We start from the raw sequence: 17,463 nt of genomic DNA on the forward strand, positions 1-17,463 counted from the left end.
CCAACCGGCCCGCGGGGTGTCACGCGAGGGAGTCTAAGGGCAGGTGCCTTTCCTCCGGAGCCGGATGAGAGGCAGCTCGCATGGAGGGGGTGGGGGTGCGAACGTTGGTGCGAAGGGGGTTTGCGGGGGTGGGGGATGTGTACGGGGTGAGGGGGGCGGGGTTTCCGTGAGGTGCTCCGCGTCGGTGTGGACGTGCTCGGCGTTGTTGTGCAGGAGCGTCGCTGTGCGGTCCCTCCCCTCCTCGCCGGCAACCCCTTTGCCCTGGCCCCCGGCCTCCTAGTACGGTGGACACCGATTGGTGACACAGCACTCGCCTGTGTCATCATCTGCACGCACCACTCGCACCCACGCGGGCGGTTGTGCTGGAGGCGTCGCCTAGTCCGGTCTATGGCGCCGCACTGCTAATGCGGTTTGGGTCTTAAAGCCCATCGAGGGTTCAAATCCCTCCGCCTCCGCAGCACCCGAAGCCCCGGTCCTCGCGACCGGGGTTTCGTCGTTTCCCCAGCTCACAAGGGGTACGCCTATCGGATTTCACATGACGGCGCCGGTCATGTAATGTTCTTCCTGTCACCGCGAGCGGCCGGAAGGCCAGGAACGGAAGACGCGGGAAACAATAAAACAAGCACTCGTAGCTTAACGGATAGAGCATCTGACTACGGATCAGAAGGTTGCAGGTTCGAATCCTGCCGAGTGCACAGCAGACCAGAGGCCCCGTGGAGGAATCCACGGGGCCTCTGGCTTTCGTTCGGATCATTGCCGTCGCTCTTCAGGGCGTCCAGGACCAGACCGTCCGGACCGCTCGGGGGCGGTACAGCGGCTTATCGGGACAGCAGCTCGATTTCGATGGCGAGCGCTCCGAGTGCTTCCTTCTCCGCGGAATAGATCTCGCGGATGTTGGCGAGCTGCTGCTCGCGGGAGGACGCCGGGTTGACGTTCGCCGGACCCTCCCCGTCGAGGAGTTCCTCGAACGTCTTGTACTCCGTCACCCGATTCACGTGGACGTCGCACGTCTCGTCCGTGCCCTTGATCCGGAAGCGGATGACGTCTCCGGCGGCCAGGTCTTCGAGGTGCGGATACTTCACCCTCACCTCGATGCTCTTCTCACCTGCGGCGACGAGATCGAAGTACCGGCGGTAGAGGTTCAGTTCGCGGACGCGAGCGGCGGCGGTTTCCGTCATGGGGCGGGAACGCTCCTAGCTGTTGCGGTGGTCATCAGTCGGCCGAGTTCACCGGCCGAGTACGAGCGGAAGAAGTGGCGTGGATCAGCGAGTAACACGTCGGTCAGACTGAGCAGACGGTCGACGTACTCAGCCAACGACCCCGGCCACTCCCGGGTGTCGAGCATCCACGGGGCCGCACCGTCCGGCAAGGGCGCTTGCCCCTCCCTGATAAGGGATTTGGACAGTTTCGCGCCCGTGTCGGTGACCACTTGGGGGCAGAACAGCCGGGCGGGCAGTTGTCCGTGGGTGAGGCCGACGGCCTGTAGGGCGCCGTCGACGAGGAGGCAGCCGGGCATCCAGTCGCCGCCTTTGACCATGACGTACAGCGTGCCGTCCGTTCCGGCGATGGCCAGTTCCTTGACGAGGTTCCGGTACAGGGTGGCGAGGTCGAGGTAGCCGCCGCTCGCAGGCTCGATGACGACCTCGTATGTGCCGTGGTGCAGGCACACGGCTGAGATGGTCGCCCGCTCGAAGCCGTCGTCACGGACGCGGGTGCGTTCGGCGTGTTTCTCGGCCCATCCGCAGCCGGGGCGCGGGCAGGGAACGCGAACGTGTGGCCGACCGGAGGACGGAGACAGGTACCAGCGGGCTGCTGCCATACGGGGCAACACACGCAGCCAGGTACGGCGGTAGTGCTCGCCTGCTTGCTGCTGGCTGTAGGTCTCGATGGAGTACGGCACTTCCAGCCGCTCGGACAGAGCGGCGAAGAGCGGGCGGTACAGCTTGTCGACCTGTTCCGCGATGCCGTCTTCACCGAGGGCTTGCGCGTAAGCCCGTTGGTAGCGGTGACCGGTCTCCTTGTCGGTGACGATGGCATACGGGGCGTTGTCGAGGGCGCTGAACTGGACTTCGGCCGGTACGTCGAACTTGTCCCGGATGCGGGCCGCCGTGGCGAACGTGAGCGACTGAACCAGGGACGTTCCGATGTGCGGCGCTCCGTTGATCTGCGTTCCCACCACGAACACGATCCGCTCCGGAGCCGCGACGACTATGTGCGGCCTGAGCAGGTCCTCAGCGTTTGTGAGCGCGTTGGCGAGAACGGTGTTCGGCGATACGGGATAGGTGGTCACCGCGTCTTCCCCTCGGTAGATGGGCAGGACTGCGCCGCAGAGCGGCGGGTGCGCGTTCAGCGGTTGAACTGTGATTTGCGTGGTGGACCCGCCCCCGCGCCGGGGGGAACCGGAAGAGACGCGGGGGCGGGAGTCATCGGGTCGGGCGACGCCCGCGGGGGCGTCGGTGACGGCCCACCCTCGTCGAGGGATCGGGCGGACCCTCGGCGAGGGCGGGATGTTGCGGGAGGCGTGGCCGGCGGGCCGGTAACGGGTACACGCGGAGGGAGTACCGGGCGTCGTAGTCCGTCACGGTGAACATGAACGCGTGGCCTGCGGCGAGAGCGCGTAGCGCGTGCTCGTACGCCTGGTCGCTTTCGGCCCAGGCACGCAACTCCACATCGGGACGCGGGATCTCCGGCCCGGTGACGACGAGCGGCGCGTCAGCGAGACTCATGGCCCCGAGGCCCGGGGACAGCAGCCGGGCGAGGCGGTGCGCGGAGGCTCTCAGCCACCGGGCCGCGAGGCGTGGGGAACGGCCGTGGTAGGTGGCGAGCAGGACTTCGCAGGAGCGACTGAGGTCGTGGGCGGTGGATTCACAGCGGAATGCGACAGGAGGTCGCACGAGGGCACGTGCAGAGGTCGGTGGGGCGAGCATCAGCACGTTCGGGCTCACCGCTTACGATCCTGGGCCGATTCCCTCGCCTTGATCATGCGGTCGAGCTGGGTGTGGAACAGCTCGACTTGCGCGGGGGTGAGAACGAGTAGCGACTCGCATGCGCCCCCGTCCTCGTAGTGGACGGTTACCGCCAGGCCCGCCTGCTGTGCACGGGGGTCGTATGCAGCGTCTCGCCGCATGGGCGTGACGTGGGTGACAGGTACCGGCACGGGCCGGAGGGTGCTTCCGTCCGACCTCGCGCGCCAGTCCACGCCACCGCCAGGCGGACGCAGTTGGTACGACGCCGAACTGTCGCTGGGCAGGGCGACGACCACCCCGACCGTTCCGTCCTTGGCGAGGTCGACAGCGAGGTCGCCAAGGCGTGGGTGAAAGGGGCTGCCTGCGGCTAACGCAGTCCTGGGCGTGGGGAGTTGCTTCGAGGTTCGATCGGCCATGCCCCGAAGCTAGGTGTGTGCTCAGGGTCCAATATGAACCGCAGGAATACGACCCTCACCCGTCGAGGTGGAAGCGGTCCGACATGCGGCGCAGCTTCTCACGGGTGCTCGCTCGCTCGGCGTACACGATGCTGCGCAGGGTTGACCGAGCGATGGGGTGGTTGCGAACGAGCTGGGGCGCGATGCGCTCGGCCTTCTCCAGTTCCTTCAGCGCCGAGTCGCGATTCCCGTCCCACAGCCAGGCACGCGCCAGGTCCATGTGATGATGACCGCGGCGGGAGTTGGGAAGCGACTCGATCAGGTCCGGACTCGTACGCCGGTTTATCGACAGTGCCTTGCCCTGTTCGTGCATCTCCAGCGCCACGCTGATTGCGTGGATCTGCACGTTGCCGGGCGAGAAGGTCGTGCTGTGGCGGTCGTACACCGGAGGGCCGGCGTACTCCGTCATTCGATCCGCTGCGGTCCGCGCGTAGTCGACCCGCTCACGAGCTTCCGCGCGGTGACCACCCCGAGCGGCGGAGATGGCCGCGCGCAGTTGCAGGGAACCCCACGCCCGCACGGCGAGCGGCTCACCCAGGTCGTATCCCTCCTGCACGCTGCGGATCGCCTTGTCCGACAGGGCAATGGCGTCGTCCCAGTCCGCCGTAGCCCACATGTCCCAGACGCGCATCCAGTCGGCAACAGCCGGCAGGACGGGATCACCGGACTGTCGCGCCGACCATGCAGCCCGCTCACAGGCCATGGCGACCAGCTCAGGGTGCCCTAGGGCATGCGCGGAAGTGTGGGCGAACTTGCAGCACACCGCGTAAATCGCGTACGCCTCTTCCCGCTCGTGCCCAGTGGTGACCTCGGCCAGGGCACGCGTCTCGCGGAACAGGTCAGGCAGCACCTCCATGATCGCCACGTTGGCGGCGGCATCGCGGAGACGGTGGAGACGGGTGGTCTCCTGCCAGAGCTGACGGGCAGACCTGGGAGTGCCGTCAAAGACGGGGGTCAGGTCGTACCGGCGCAGCTCGCGAAGGATGGACGCGGCGGCGACTTGCCACTGATTCTCGGCCGGGGAGCTGTTGTACGGACGCCCGATGAGGTCGTTGGGGTGTACGTGCAGCTCCGAGGCGAGCAGGTTGAGCAGGCCGACGCGGTCGAGTTCGATGTGCCCGCGCTCCATCTTGGAGACCCACCCCTGCGTCTTGCCCAGGGCGGCGGCGAGGTCGGCCTGCGTCATGCCGAGGCGGAGCCGTGCGCGGCGCGCGCGACGGCCGATCTCTTCGGCTTCTTCCAGCATCAGCGCGCCCCCTTGTGGGTGAGGCGCCGGCGTTCAAGTGGGCGGCGAGACATCGGTGCTCCATCCGTTGGGGCTTCTCCCCTTGACGGTACCCAGGCCTGGGGCCGTACGAGGAGTGCCACAGGCCAGGAAGTGCTCCGCAACGACAGAGGCCTCCGGCGTCAGAGGGACCGAGACAGGGGAGACGTGGGTCCCGTTACGGGAGAGGCGGCAAATCGCCGTTCGGCTCGGCGTCGCGCCGCTCGGGGGCCGGAGCTCCTGGCTGTCCCGGGATCGCGGTAGTCGGCACGGTGACCGTCTTCTTAGATCCGAACATCAGGCTGGACGGCTGCTGCGTTCGCCGGTCGGACACGACGATCCCGCCGCGCCACTTCCCCAGGGGGTCCTGGTACCGGAACTGCAGCTTCTTCAGCCGCCGCCCGAACTGCTCCCGCAATGGCCGGTAAGCGTCGTCACAGTGCACATTCCACGTCACGTCGCCCAGGTAGGCGTGGCACGCGATGGGGAACAGCAGGGAGGACACCACGAGATCGGCTACCTGGAGGAGCGTGTGGGTGTCGCTGTGGCCGAAGACCGGCGACTCGATCACCCCACGGAGGCTGTCACCGCCCGTGCGGTACTTGCGGGTGGTCACGCAGTGCACATTGGGAGCGTTCTTCACCTTCGTGCGGCTGTCGAGGACCATCATGCCGCGCGAGTGCTCATGGGCGAGCTGAGCCTGGAAGGTCTCGTTCAGCGCGGCGACGGAGGCCGGGTACACGCCGGACTCGTCGAACGCCAGCCCTTCCTCTTTGACCCACACGCGGGCGAGGATGCGGGCTTCGTGGGATTCCAATATGTGGAGCAGCGAAGCCACCAGCTCCATGGCCGCACGTCGCCAGCCGTGGTTGCCGGCACGGAGGTTCTTGCGGACGTCCGAGCCCTTGATCTCTTGCTGGATCACCTCGGAGAGCTGGTCCGCGTTCCGCAACTGCGGCCGGTAGTGCTTCTTGACGTCGAGGAAGGCCCAGGTGAGGGACTTGACCTGGGCCCGGGGCACGGTGAATCCGCCGACGACGAGGACCGGAGGGGCGTCAGGCCTCATGGGGTCGAGTGTCTGCCCGTTGCCCGCCTCGTCGATGTAGCACAGATGCACCGAATCTCCCGAAACACATCTGTGGCCGCCCCCGAAGGGACGGCCACAGGGTCTGCGCAGCCATATGCGCGATATTTTGCTTGCTGATTCAGATCCTGTCGGGCACGACTACGGTCGGTCAAGCTCAGAGCACTATAGGTGGTACGGGTTTCGGCCAACCTTGACGGGCGAAGCCGAGGAACGCCGCCAGGCTGACGGCGCAACAGCGAAGCAGCGGGATGGTAGGCCCGGCAAGACGGTGTGCGCAGAGGTCGACGTCTGAGACGCATAGGGGTGGAGTCTCGGGCTTGTCAAGTCTGGATGGCGTGGGGTTCGGCGGCCGTAGGATCCTCTGTGTGATTACGGGCGAACTGAAGAGCAAAGTGGGACGCGTCTGGGATGCGTTCTGGTCGGGCGGCATTGCCAACCCCCTGGAGGTGATGGAGCAGATCACGTACCTGCTCTTCATCAAGCGGCTGGACGAGATCCAGACCCGCAAGGACCGCAAGGCGACGGCAACGGGCAAGCCCGACCCGGACCCCTTCTTCTCGGACGACCAGCAGGATCTGCGCTGGCAGAACTTCAAGGTCAAGGACCCCGAGATCATGTATGGGCTCGTGGCCGACGGCGTTTTCCCGTACCTGCGTCGCATGGGCGGGGACGACTCGACGTACTCCCACCACATGAAGGATGCCCGGTTCACGATTCCGGGGCCCAACCTGCTGGCCAAGGTCGTCGACCTGCTCGACGACATCTCCATGGACACGAGCGACACCAAGGGCGACATCTACGAGTACCTGCTCGCGAAGATCGCCTCGGCCGGCCAGAACGGCCAGTTCCGCACGCCGCGCCACATCATCGACTTGATGGTCGAGATGACCCAGCCGGGGCCGCGCGACGAGATCTGTGACCCGGCCTGTGGCACGGCCGGATTCTTGGTGCAGGCGGCGTCGTACGTGCAGCGGGTACATCGTGACGCGCTGCTAGGAGTGGAGCAGCACAAGCACTTCAACGAGTCGATGTTCCACGGCTTCGATTTCGACTCCACGATGCTTCGTATCGGCTCGATGAACATGCTGCTGCATGGCATCGAGAACCCGGACATCCGGTACCGAGACTCACTTGCGGAGAGCGCGGCCAGCGAGGCCGAGCGGTACTCCCTGATCCTCGCGAACCCGCCCTTCGCCGGGAACCTGGACTATGAGTCCACGGCGGTGGACCTCCAGCGCATCGTCAAGACGAAGAAGACGGAACTGCTGTTCCTGGCTCTCTTCTTGAGGCTGCTGAAGCCTGGTGGCCGCGCCGCCGTCATTGTCCCGGACGGGGTGCTGTTCGGCTCGACGAAGGCGCACAAGGAACTGCGCCGGATTCTTGTGGAGGATCAGCAGCTCCAGGCGGTGGTCAAGCTCCCGAGTGGGGCTTTCAAGCCGTACACCGGTGTCTCGACGGCGATCCTGTTCTTCACGAAGACAGACTCGGGCGGCACGGACCACGTCTGGTTCTACGACGTGCAGACGGACGGCCTGAGCCTGGACGACAAGCGAAACCCGCTGCTTCCGGAGGAGCGCCTGGGCGTCCGCCCGCAGGGCGACCCGCTGACGCCAGGCGAACTCATGAAGAACAACCTCCCGGACGTCTTGGCCCGCTGGCAGGAACGAGACGGCACGGAGAGGGACCGGGCGAGGACCGAGCAGAGCTTCTGCGTACCCAAGGCGGACATCGCGGCCCAGGGGTACGACCTGTCCTTGAACCGCTACAAGGAGATTGTCCACGAGGAGATCGAGACGCGGACACCGGTGGAGATCCTGGCGGACCTGGAGCAGCTGAATGAGGAGATCGCCAAGGGCGCGGAGGAGTTGAAGGGAATGCTGACGTGAGCGTCGAATCAGCCCGTCTCGGAGATGTTGCCTCATTCATTCGAGGAATTACCTTCAAGCCAGGAGACGTGGTGCCTCTTGGTGTCGATGGATCGGTTTGGTGTCTTCGGACAAAGAATGTTCAGGCGGAGCTTGATCTGTCCGATGTGTGGGCTATTGGCGCCGACTTTGTGAAGCGAACTGAGCAATATCTACAAGCTGGCGACTTGCTCGTGTCAAGTGCTAATAGCTGGAATCTGATTGGGAAATGTTCGTGGGTTCCTTCATTGGAATCTGATGCTACCTTCGGCGGGTTCGTCACAGCACTTCGCGGGAACCCGGATATTGTGGATCGAAGGTACCTATACCACTGGTTCTCCAGCTCTCGAACGCAGGCAGTGGTGCGCAGCTTCAGCCGCCAAACGACTAACATCGCCAACCTCGATCTGCAGCGCTGTTCCGAGCTCGCCATCCCACTCCCGCCTCTCGCGGAGCAGAAGCGCATCGCCGTCGTCCTTGACCAGGTGGACACCCTCCGTGCCAAGCGCCGCGAAGCCATCACTCTCCTCGACGACCTCGCTCAGTCCCTCTTCCTCGACATGTTCGGCGACCTCTTCGAAGCGAATCAAAATGTGCCGCTTTCAAGCGTCTCTTATATTGCTTCGGGCATCACTAAGGGGCGCAAGGAGCCACGTGAGGAGCTTCAATCCGTTCCATACCTGGCAGTCGCCAACGTGCAGGATCGGGCCTTGAATCTCTCGACAGTCAAGAATATTTCCGTCTCGTCGGCCGAGATTGAACGCTTTAGGCTTCAATCAGAGGACTTGCTACTGACTGAGGGTGGAGACCCGGACAAACTAGGCCGGGGAACTCTATGGAACGAAGAGCTGCCTTTGTGTATCCATCAAAATCACGTATTCCGGGTTCGGGTGATGGATCGCGAAGAGGTCGATCCAGTCTACTTGAACTGGGTAATTTCGTCGAGCTACGGGAAGAGCTATTTCTTGCGTACCGCAAAACAGACAACTGGTATCGCTTCAATCAACAAGACTCAGCTTGGCGCTTTCCCTCTGCCGGTGTCACCGATCGAGCAGCAGAAAGAGTTCCGTTCGCGGATCGAGGGGGTGCAAGCACATCAGCAAGTGCACCGCACCCACCTCGCCACCCTCGACGAACTCTTCACTTCCCTGCAACACCGTGCCTTCTCCGGCACTCTCTGGGATCATGAAGCCACCGGCGACGCGGCGTAAGCGGCTCGCGCCGGACCCGGTGCGCAGCACCGGTCGCAGCACACGCCGTCCGTGTGGCCGGGCAGGGGAGCCTGGCCCCCGGGTGGCGCTGCCGTAGGAGACGGACGGACACGTCGGCCTTATACGGGTCCGGAAGGACGCCCCGGGCCGTACGAAGGGCCGCATACAGGGGAGGGCACCGCACCGGCATGGGTATCGACCAGAACGGCCACAGCGGTCAGAGCGGCGACCGGAACAGCGACGGCCAGAGCCAGACCGGCCACGACAAACACGCCCACGACCGCGCCGCCGCCGACAACGTCGGCCGTTCCGCCGGAGGCAACTTCGCCTTCCTGCGTGCCGAGTGGCCCGCCCTGTACGACGAGGCGATCCGTGCCGAGCGGCTGATCCATCACGACCCCCGTGCCGCCTGTTTCTACGCCCGCCGCGCCATCGAGATCACGGCCCGGTGGATGTACGACAAGGACAGCAGCCTCAGCGAGCCCTACAAAAAAGACCTCGCGGCGATGCTCCACGAGCCGAGCTTCCGGCAGCTCGTCGGGCCGATGATCAACGCCAAGATGGACCTCATCCGCCGGCACGGGAACAACGCCGTGCACAAGGCCGCCCCGGTCCCGAAGTCCGTCGCCGAGGCCAGCGTCAAGGAGCTGTTCCACTCCCTGTACTGGTTCGCTCGGACCTACACCCGTCAGGTCGCCGCGCTGCCGCCCGCCGGCCTGGAGTTCGACACCGGCCTCGTGCCGCGCCCCCTCTCCCCTCAGGCCCGCGCGCTGAAGCAGGCCGAGCTCAAGGCCAAGGAGGCGGAGGACGAAGCACGCTTCAAGGCGCAGGCCGAGCAGCTCGCGGCCGAGCGCGCCCAGAACGCGGACCTCGCCCGGCAGCTCGAAGAGCTCAAGGAGCAGATCGCCGCCGCGAAGGCCGCCAACCAGGCCGTGCGGGACACTCACGACTACGACGAAGAGGCGACCCGGGACGCCTTCATCGACCTGCTCCTCAAAGAAGCGGGCTGGGACCTCCTCACCCGGGGCAAGGACACCGAGTACCCGATCGCCTCCGGAATGCCCACCAAGACGGGCAAGGGGTTCGTCGACTACGTGCTCTGGGGCGACGACGGCAGGCCCCTCGCCGTCGTCGAGGCCAAGAAGACCCAGCGTGACGCCCGCGACGGGCAGCAGCAGGCGAAGCTGTACGCCGACGCGCTCCAGGAACAGTTCAACCGCCGCCCGGTGATTTTCTACACCAACGGGTATGAGACCTACCTCTGGGACGACGGTCTCGGCTACCCACCCCGCCAGGTGCAGGGCTTCTTCACCAAGGACGAGCTGCACTGGCACATCCGCCAACGCGCCGGACGCCTCTCCCTCACGTCCACACCGGTGAACGAGAAGATCGCCGGCCGCCCCTATCAGCTCCGCGCGATCAAACGGGTGGGCGAGACATTCGAGCGGGACCGGAGCCGTCAGGCGCTGCTCGTCATGGCGACTGGCACCGGCAAGACCCGTACCACCGTGGCCCTCGTAGACCAGCTGATGAAGGCGGGCTGGGCGCAGCGGGTGCTGTTCCTCGCCGACCGCCAGGCGCTGGTCAACCAGGCCATGAAGGCGTTCAAGGAGAACCTGCCGAACACGCCCGCAGCGAGCCTCCTCGACGACAAGGCCGCCGCGGCCCGTGTCTACCTCTCCACGTACCAGACGATGATGAAGCAAATCGACGTCATCGACGGCGCGGGCCGCCGCCGCTTCGGGCCCGGCCACTTCGACCTGATCGTCATCGACGAGGCGCACCGCTCCGTGTACGCGAAGTACGGCGAGCTGTTCCGTTACTTCGACTCGCTGCTGCTCGGACTGACGGCGACACCCAAGGACGACATCGACCACAACACGTACAAGCTGTTCGCTATGGAGGACGGGGTCCCGACCGACTCCTACGACCTCCATGAAGCTGCCGCCGAGGGCTACCTCGTCCTCCCCAAGGTGGTGAAGGTGCCGCTGAAGTTCATGGAGCAGGGCATCCGCTACGCCGACCTCTCGGAGGAGGAGAAGGCCGAGTGGGACGCCAAGGAGTGGACCGAGGACGGTGACATCCCGGACGCGGTGGGGCGGCACGAGATGAACAAGTTCCTCTTCAACGAGGACACCGTGGACAAGATGCTGGAGACGCTGATGACGCGCGGCCACCGCGTCGAGGGCGGCGACCGGCTCGGCAAGACGATCATCTTCGCGAAGAATAACGACCACGCCCGGTACATAGAGGAGCGCTACAACGCGAACTACCCGCAGGGCGCCGGTCACACCGCGCGCGTGATCACGTATAAGGAGACGTACGCCCAGTCCCTCATCGACGATTTCTCCAACCCGAAGAACCCGCCGAACGCCCCCGACATCGCCATCTCCGTCGACATGCTCGACACCGGGATCGACGTGCCCGAGGTGGTGAACCTGGTCTTCGCCAAGCCGGTCTTCTCCAAGACCAAGTTCTGGCAGATGATCGGCCGTGGCACACGCCTGCGCCCCGCCCTCTACGGCCCCGACCCCGACAACCCCGACCACGGCAAGCGGAACTTCTACGTTTTCGACTTCTGCGGCAACATCGACTTCTTCAACAGCCAGCTCGACCGGTCGGAGGGGCGCAGGGCCGTAACCCTCACCGAAAAGCTCCTCCAGCGCCAGCTCGACCTGGTCCGGGTCCTGGACAAGCGGCAGCAGCCCGACCCGGCACGTGACGCTGGCCCCGACGCGATCAGCACCGAGGCGGAGATCCGCTGGTCGCTGGCCCACCGGCTGCACCACACCGTCACCGGCATGAACCTGGACAACGTCCTGGTTCGCCCGCACCGCCGGGAGGTCGAGGTCTTCAGCGCCTTCGGCAGCTGGCACCGGGTGGACGACGACGCGGACACCGCGATCCGCGACCACCTGCTTGGACTGCCCAGCGAGTTCCGCCCGGATGACGAGGAGACGGGCGAGGAGGCCAAGCGGTTCGACCTGATGGCGTACGGTCTCCAACTCGCTGCGCTGGAAGGTGGCAAGGACTTCGCCAAGCTGCGCACGAAGATCCAGGACATCGCGTCCAACCTGCTCACCAAGACCAACATCCCGGCGGTCGGCGAACAGGCCGAGCTGCTGGAAGCGGTGGCGGGCGAGGAGTGGTGGAACGACGTGACACTCCCGATGCTGGAGGACATGCGCCGCCGTATTCGCCGGCTCGCGCGTCTCACCGACCCCAAGGTCAAGCGGAACGTCGTCTACACCGACTTCGCCGACGAGCTCGGCGACATTATCGAGGCCGAGATCCAAGGGATGCCCCAGGGTACGGACGAGCAGCGCTTCAAGCAGAAGGCCCGGGCCTACCTCTTGCGCCACGAGGACCAGCCGGCGGTGCGCAAATTGCGTCTCAACGAGCAGATCACCGAAATCGATCTCGCGGACCTAGAAGAGATCTTCCTCGCAGAGGCCATCGCCTCCCCGGAGGACCTCGACGAGGTGCGGTCCTCCGGCGGCCTCGGGCTGTTCGTGCGCGGGCTATGCGGACTGGACCGACAGGCGGCACAGAAGGCCTTCGAGGCCTTCTGCACGGGCAAGCAGCTCAGCGCCCGCCAGCTCGACTTCTTGACGTTGATCATCGATACGGTGGCAAAGCGCGGGATCCTGGGGCTGGGCGACCTCTACGAGGACTCGTTTGTCAATCTTGCCCCGGGTGGCCCCGACGACCTGTTCACCGGTGAGGAACTCGAAGTTCTCAACGTCATCTTCAAGAAACTGGAGCGGACAGCCACGCCCACTACCTTGGCGGCCTAGGCTCAGCGTCGCGTCGATCAAGAACGTTTTCTAATGCTTGCGAACCGGTGCCACTGTCCCCGCACTGACGGCAACCCTGACGGCAACGGCGGCACACAGAGACCGTTGATCACGATCATCAGCGATCAGCAGGAGGGAAGGCGGAGCGCCCGTCCAACAGCTCGCCCGATCCTACGGATCAGAAGGTTGCAGGTTCGAATCCTGCCGAGTGCACATGATCGAGGGGCTCCGGAGCAATCCGGGGCCCTTTGCTTTTACCTCAACAGCTCGCGGGCTTCCTGGAGGGTGGGCCGGTCTCTCGGATCGTGGCTGAGCATGGCGTCGACGAGTTGGCCGAGCTTGCCGGGGGCTTTCACGGGGCGGCGTCTGCCGTTGGCCACGGCTTCTCTCTGTACGGGGCGTGGGGCGTCGTCGGGGTACTCGACTGCTCGCCGGCCGGTGGCGGAGATGAGCAGGGAGGCGCCGAGGGCGTAGACGTCGGCTTCTGGAGTTGGCTCGGCCTGGCCGGTGTCGAGGATGCTGCGGGAGATCTCGGGGGCTTCGTAGTGGACGAGGCAGCCTCGGTAGGGGAAGTCGTACGGCTTGGGGATGTCGCCGCCGTGGGCGAGGGCGAGGTCGATGAGGTGGACCTGGTCCGGGCCGGTGATGAAGTGGGCGGGTTGTACGTCGCCGTGGGACCAGCCTTGGGCGTGGAGTTCGGCCAGGGCTTCGATGCAGCCCGGGGTGATGCTGATGTGGGGGTCGCGGGCCGGGGTGTGTCGGCGGCGGGGTTCCCACAGTGCGTACAGGTCCGGTCCGGGGTGCCAGGGCTGGATGTTCCACGTCCCGTGCTCCCACTCGCCGTATGCGACGTCGTCGCGGCCGAGGCTGTGCAGCACGGCGCCCTCGCGGGCGGGGGCGAGGGCGGTCCAGGGCTGGGCGGGCCAGTCGGGGGTGGCCTCGATGGGATGGCCGAGCTTCACGGCGTAGTGACCCCGGGGGCTTTCCACTTCCCAGACCGTGGAGCCCCGGCGGTTTGCGACCAGGCGCCGGCTCGTGGGGGTGAGCGCGTCGAGCACGACGGTCGGCATATCGGTGGGTGGGCCGGACAACGTGTCTTCTCCTTCGGGGCTTCCGGGCGAGCGCGGTCGGTTGTGAGGCGGGGGCAGCCGCGCTCGCCGGTGTTCTGTTCTACGCCTGACCGTACGGCCGGCCGCAGTCCGAGTCGCAGTTCGCGAGGTTCGTGCCGTCGATGGTCCATAGCTCGTCGAAGACCATGAACCCGGCCGCCTTCATGGCGAGTACCGAGGCGGCGATGTGCTCAGGGTCGCGGGTCCCGCCACCCGGCTTCGGATTGTGGTGCAGGAAGCGGCCCGCGTACCGCTCGCAGAGGTCCGCGTACTCCTTGGTGTGCAGGATGAGCGCGTGCAGACCGAGGTCCACGTCGTCGGACGGGACCATGGAAACGGTGGCGGTGGCTGCTGTGACCACGAAGGCCACCGCCTGGTCCGCGATCCGTTCGGCCTGCTCGGGGGACTGGCCGTTGTGGACGACCACGAAGTGGGCGAGGCTCTCGAACAGTTCCTCACCGGCCACTGCTCGGCCGGTCTTCTGGTCGTTCGTCGTTGCTGTCATGCGAAAGCTCCTCGTGTGTGGGGTACGCATGGCGCGCGTCACAAGCCGTTCCGGCTGTTGCCGTTCTTGATGGCCAGGCGCGTGGTCAGTTCCTCCCGCGCGCTCAGCGCCACCACGTTCTCCGGCATCGCGTCCCACTCCGTGCCGCCGCTGAGCGGCCGTATCTGCACCCGGCCACCGACCTCGTCCATGACGACGCCGATCCGCCCGCTGGCACTGTCCTTCGCCAGGTCGCCGATACCCGGTCCGGTCTGCTGCTTGCTCGCCATGGACAGGAGAATCGCGATCGGGGAGTCACCTCTGAAAGGTCAGGCTGATTACCCAACTTGGGTAATGGTGCTGCGAGTAGAGTCGGCATGACGCTGAGTAGTCCTCGTATCCGGAGCCTGCCGATGTCCAATGCCGACCGGCCGCAGGAACTGCCCTCCAGACTGCTCACCGATCCTGAGATGATCGAGGCGTGCCGGGTACGGGACTTCGCCCGGGTGTTCCGGCTGCTGAAGGTCCGCGCGGGTATCTACCCGTCGATGATCGCCAGGCGCTGCGAGCTGACTCCGAGCCGAGTGGGCGAAGTGGTCGCGGGACGCCGTCAGTTGCTGCACATGGACGTCATCGAACGGATCGCGGACGGCTTGCGCATCCCCGGACACATGCTCGGCCTCGCGCGGCGCGAGTGGGAGACGCCGCAGGCTCTTGCGGTCGCCGAGCGGGAGGCACCCCAGGTACCGGAGCAGCAGGTTCCCGTATCTCTGCCGGGTCCCGAAGTGGACAGCATCCTGGCTCTGGCTACCCGAACCAGCCTCAGCGCGGCGACACTTGAAGCCTTCCGCTCATCGATCGAGGACTACTGGCGACGGGACGACCAGCACGGCGGCGAGGCACTACGGCCGGCCGTCGTCGGTCAACTCCGCCACGTCGTAGGACTCTTGAAGGAGAACCGGCCGCCGTCCATCCAGAACGGCCTGTACGGCATCGCGGCCGAGCTGGCCCGCCTCACCGGTTGGACCTACTTCGACGCCCGCCAGTACAACCAGGCCCGCGCGTACTTCACGGAGGCCCTCCAGCTGGCCAAGGAGATCGACGATCGTCAGTTCATGGCGAATGTCCTTGCCTGCATGAGCTTGCAGGCGACCTACCAGGACAAGCCCGCGGACTCCCTCGCACTCGTGACCGCCGCCCAGGACCAGGCCCGTTCGTCTCTCAGCACCACCCCGCGCGTCCTGTCGATGCTGTCCATGCGTGAAGCCTTCGCGCACGCCACCCTCGGCAACCGGGATGCCACCCACCGGGCGATCGGGGAAGCACACCGCAGCTTCGAGCAGATCGAGGCGGGTGATCCGGACCCGTCATGGGTGACGTACTTCGACGAACCGAAGCTCATCGTGGACACCGGCATTGCCCACGGCCGACTGGGCGAAGCGGCGATCGCCGAACCTCTGATCGCGGATGCCTTGCGGCAGGAGGCCTGTGCGAACCAACGGGGCCGTGCGTTTCATGCGTTGTGGCTGGCCCGTACGCAACTCGACCAGGGCAAGCTGGAACAGGCGTGCCACACCGCCACACAGGCCCTGGACATGGCGTCGGCAGTTTCCTCCGAGCGTGTGACAGGTCATCTCCGGGAGTTCTACGACCAGTTGGCGCCGCACCGGCAGGAACCGGTTGCACTGGCTTTCGAGGCTCAGCTCCGGGCCGTCTTGCCGTCGGTCAACGGGTCGCTTCGTCCATGAGCAGGTAGAGGAGCCCGACGAGGGACCCGCTGCTGACGACTTCACGCCGGTCGATCATGCCCCGTACCTCTGAGAGGGGAATCCACTCGATGCGGTCGGACTCGTTCTTCTCGGTGGGCGGTCCGGCATAGGTGGCGCCGTCGGCGCGGAAGACGTGGTGCTGGGAGTCGGTGATGCCGTTGGCGGGCTCGGCGTAGATGAGGGGCTTGATGGGGCCGGGGCGCCAGCCGGTCTCTTCGAGGACTTCCCGGGCCGCCGCTTGCTCAGGGGTCTCGCCTTCCTCGACCAGGCCCATGGGCAGCTCCCAGGCCCAGGAGTCCGTGATGAAGCGGTGGCGCCACATCATCAGGACCTCTTGGCGATCGTTGACCACGGCGGCCACGGCGAGGTGGCGGAGCCGGACGACGTGGTACTCCCATCTGCGCCCATCAGGCTGCTGGACGTCGACCAGACACAGATTCACCCACTTGTTCGTGTAGATCTGCCGTTCCCCGTGGGTCTTCCACTCCATGCCTGAGGCCCCTCTCGATCGGACTCCAGGATCTCAGACCCGCACCGCGAGAGGACTCGCTTTTGCGTCAATGTGACGAAATCTGTTGGCGGGTCAGTTGACCCGGCAGTGTCCGGTCGAGCAGTTGGAGTCCGTTTGGCGTGCGGCCCTGAACTCAGGCTCCCGCCGAGTCCGTACTCGTAGGAGGTCTACCGAGAAGCCCCTCTCCTGCTTGCACGGTACCGAGTGCGGCAAGCGCAGCAACCGGCCAGGGTCGCTGCTGTCCGCCTATCCCTCCCCGGCATCATGTATGACTATCAATGCTGGCTCTCTTTATGGCTACAGATCGGAGGGTTGCAGGTTTAAATTCTTCCGTGTGTAAATTGGTCAAAACGCCGGAAAGATCTGAAGTCTTCGGTGCTTTTGTGGTCAGGCGGCCAAGGGAAGACTGGCAGCGATCGCGTTGCGGTCCTTGCGGCTGATCAGGGGAAAGGTGATCTTCAAGCCCTGTTCGTCGGCCGGGGAGGAGATGGTGAAGGAGGAGTTGAGTACGCGCTCCTTGATCTGGGAGCGGACGAGGCCGGCGCGGGGGATCGTCAGCAGGTGTTCCTCGGGTTTGGCGAAGGTCGGGTTCGCGCGGAAGACGAAGATCCGGCGGTCGGTCATCGCCAAGTACATGGGGGTCGGTGTGGGGATCATGGCCAGTCCACCGGCACTCATGATCGCCGAGGCTGCTGCGAAGGTCGCCGTCCGGCGTACGGAGACGGAGCTGAGGTTCACGATCGTCGCCACCTCGACCCGTTCACCGGGTTCGAGCATGGGGGTGACAGCGGCCAACAGCAGTCGGCGGCGTCTTCCGTTCATGGGTACTACTCCTGGAGCTTGTGAGGTGATGGGGAAACACACACTGACGATTCAGGGTGAGTCCGAGGGCTTCAGCGTCGGTGT

At 65.5% G+C, this 17,463-nt stretch carries 15 protein-coding genes and 2 tRNA genes; 6 read left to right on the forward strand and 11 right to left on the reverse strand.

From position 1 onward, the window contains the following. Positions 1-364: 364 nt before the first annotated feature. A tRNA-Ser gene (locus J8M50_RS03695) sits at positions 365-455 on the forward strand. Between the two features lie 167 nt (positions 456-622). Next, positions 623-695, forward strand: a tRNA-Arg gene (locus J8M50_RS03700). Positions 696-818: 123 nt separating this feature from the next. On the opposite strand, the gene J8M50_RS03705 is transcribed toward J8M50_RS03700, so the two are convergent. The 6 genes from J8M50_RS03705 to J8M50_RS03730 form a co-directional block, all read right to left on the reverse strand. Beyond that, positions 819-1,178, reverse strand: a complete 360-nt coding sequence (locus J8M50_RS03705; RefSeq protein WP_010350747.1) for an ASCH domain-containing protein — start codon at positions 1,176-1,178, stop codon at positions 819-821. Then, complete coding sequence (locus tag J8M50_RS03710; RefSeq protein ID WP_010350748.1) at positions 1,175-2,290, reverse strand: hypothetical protein; 1,116 nt, start codon at positions 2,288-2,290, stop codon at positions 1,175-1,177. The genes J8M50_RS03705 and J8M50_RS03710 overlap by 4 nt, the downstream gene beginning before the upstream one ends. A 133-nt stretch (positions 2,291-2,423) precedes the next feature. After that, on the reverse strand, positions 2,424-2,726 hold the full coding sequence (locus J8M50_RS03715) for a hypothetical protein (protein WP_223786156.1): 303 nt from the start codon (positions 2,724-2,726) through the stop codon (positions 2,424-2,426). A gap of 215 nt (positions 2,727-2,941) precedes the next feature. Next, positions 2,942-3,157, reverse strand: coding sequence for a hypothetical protein (locus J8M50_RS03720; RefSeq protein ID WP_223786157.1), 216 nt, complete (start codon positions 3,155-3,157; stop codon positions 2,942-2,944). A gap of 280 nt (positions 3,158-3,437) precedes the next feature. Continuing rightward, a complete protein-coding gene (locus J8M50_RS03725; RefSeq protein WP_010350751.1) occupies positions 3,438-4,667 on the reverse strand; it encodes a helix-turn-helix domain-containing protein in 1,230 nt (409 codons plus the stop codon). A 196-nt stretch (positions 4,668-4,863) separates the two neighbouring features. Continuing rightward, positions 4,864-5,802 carry a DUF3800 domain-containing protein gene (locus J8M50_RS03730; protein WP_010350752.1) on the reverse strand — a complete coding sequence of 313 codons (939 nt, stop codon included), beginning with the start codon at positions 5,800-5,802 and terminating at the stop codon, positions 4,864-4,866. 335 nt (positions 5,803-6,137) lie between these two features. Between J8M50_RS03730 and J8M50_RS03735 the strand changes: the two genes are divergently transcribed. From J8M50_RS03735 to J8M50_RS03745, 3 genes are all read left to right on the forward strand, one after another. Next, positions 6,138-7,658 (forward strand): type I restriction-modification system subunit M, encoded by a 1,521-nt coding sequence (locus J8M50_RS03735; RefSeq protein ID WP_010350753.1) that lies wholly within the window; start codon positions 6,138-6,140, stop codon positions 7,656-7,658. Beyond that, complete coding sequence (locus J8M50_RS03740; RefSeq protein ID WP_075662177.1) at positions 7,655-8,887, forward strand: restriction endonuclease subunit S; 1,233 nt, start codon at positions 7,655-7,657, stop codon at positions 8,885-8,887. Before J8M50_RS03735 ends, J8M50_RS03740 begins: the two co-directional genes overlap by 4 nt. A 188-nt stretch (positions 8,888-9,075) precedes the next feature. Continuing rightward, the gene (locus tag J8M50_RS03745; RefSeq protein WP_010350755.1) at positions 9,076-12,684 is read left to right on the forward strand and encodes a DEAD/DEAH box helicase family protein; all 3,609 of its coding nucleotides are present in this window, start codon (positions 9,076-9,078) and stop codon (positions 12,682-12,684) included. A gap of 254 nt (positions 12,685-12,938) precedes the next feature. Here J8M50_RS03745 and J8M50_RS03750 read toward each other — a convergent pair whose 3' ends face one another. The 3 genes from J8M50_RS03750 to J8M50_RS03760 all read right to left on the reverse strand — a co-directional run bounded on the left by J8M50_RS03750 (position 12,939) and on the right by J8M50_RS03760 (position 14,567). Then, on the reverse strand, positions 12,939-13,754 hold the full coding sequence (locus J8M50_RS03750) for a protein kinase domain-containing protein (protein WP_370516847.1): 816 nt from the start codon (positions 13,752-13,754) through the stop codon (positions 12,939-12,941). Between the two features lie 100 nt (positions 13,755-13,854). After that, entirely contained in the window at positions 13,855-14,298 is a 444-nt protein-coding gene (locus tag J8M50_RS03755; RefSeq protein ID WP_010350757.1) for a glycine-rich domain-containing protein, read from the reverse strand. 38 nt (positions 14,299-14,336) lie between these two features. Beyond that, the gene (locus tag J8M50_RS03760) at positions 14,337-14,567 is read right to left on the reverse strand and encodes a hypothetical protein (RefSeq protein WP_010350758.1); all 231 of its coding nucleotides are present in this window, start codon (positions 14,565-14,567) and stop codon (positions 14,337-14,339) included. Positions 14,568-14,690: 123 nt separating this feature from the next. Between J8M50_RS03760 and J8M50_RS03765 the strand changes: the two genes are divergently transcribed. Beyond that, positions 14,691-16,025 carry a helix-turn-helix domain-containing protein gene (locus tag J8M50_RS03765; RefSeq protein WP_010350759.1) on the forward strand — a complete coding sequence of 445 codons (1,335 nt, stop codon included), beginning with the start codon at positions 14,691-14,693 and terminating at the stop codon, positions 16,023-16,025. On the opposite strand, the gene J8M50_RS03770 is transcribed toward J8M50_RS03765, so the two are convergent. Both J8M50_RS03770 and J8M50_RS03775 read right to left on the reverse strand, forming a co-directional pair. Beyond that, on the reverse strand, positions 16,003-16,536 hold the full coding sequence (locus J8M50_RS03770; protein ID WP_010350760.1) for an NUDIX hydrolase: 534 nt from the start codon (positions 16,534-16,536) through the stop codon (positions 16,003-16,005). The two genes, J8M50_RS03765 and J8M50_RS03770, sit on opposite strands and share 23 nt — an antisense overlap. Positions 16,537-16,944: 408 nt before the next feature. Continuing rightward, positions 16,945-17,379 (reverse strand): hypothetical protein, encoded by a 435-nt coding sequence (locus J8M50_RS03775; protein ID WP_010350761.1) that lies wholly within the window; start codon positions 17,377-17,379, stop codon positions 16,945-16,947. Positions 17,380-17,463 lie beyond the last annotated feature (84 nt).

The organism is Streptomyces acidiscabies, from assembly GCF_020010905.1.
In the GTDB taxonomy this organism is placed as follows: Bacteria; Actinomycetota; Actinomycetes; order Streptomycetales; family Streptomycetaceae; genus Streptomyces; species Streptomyces acidiscabies.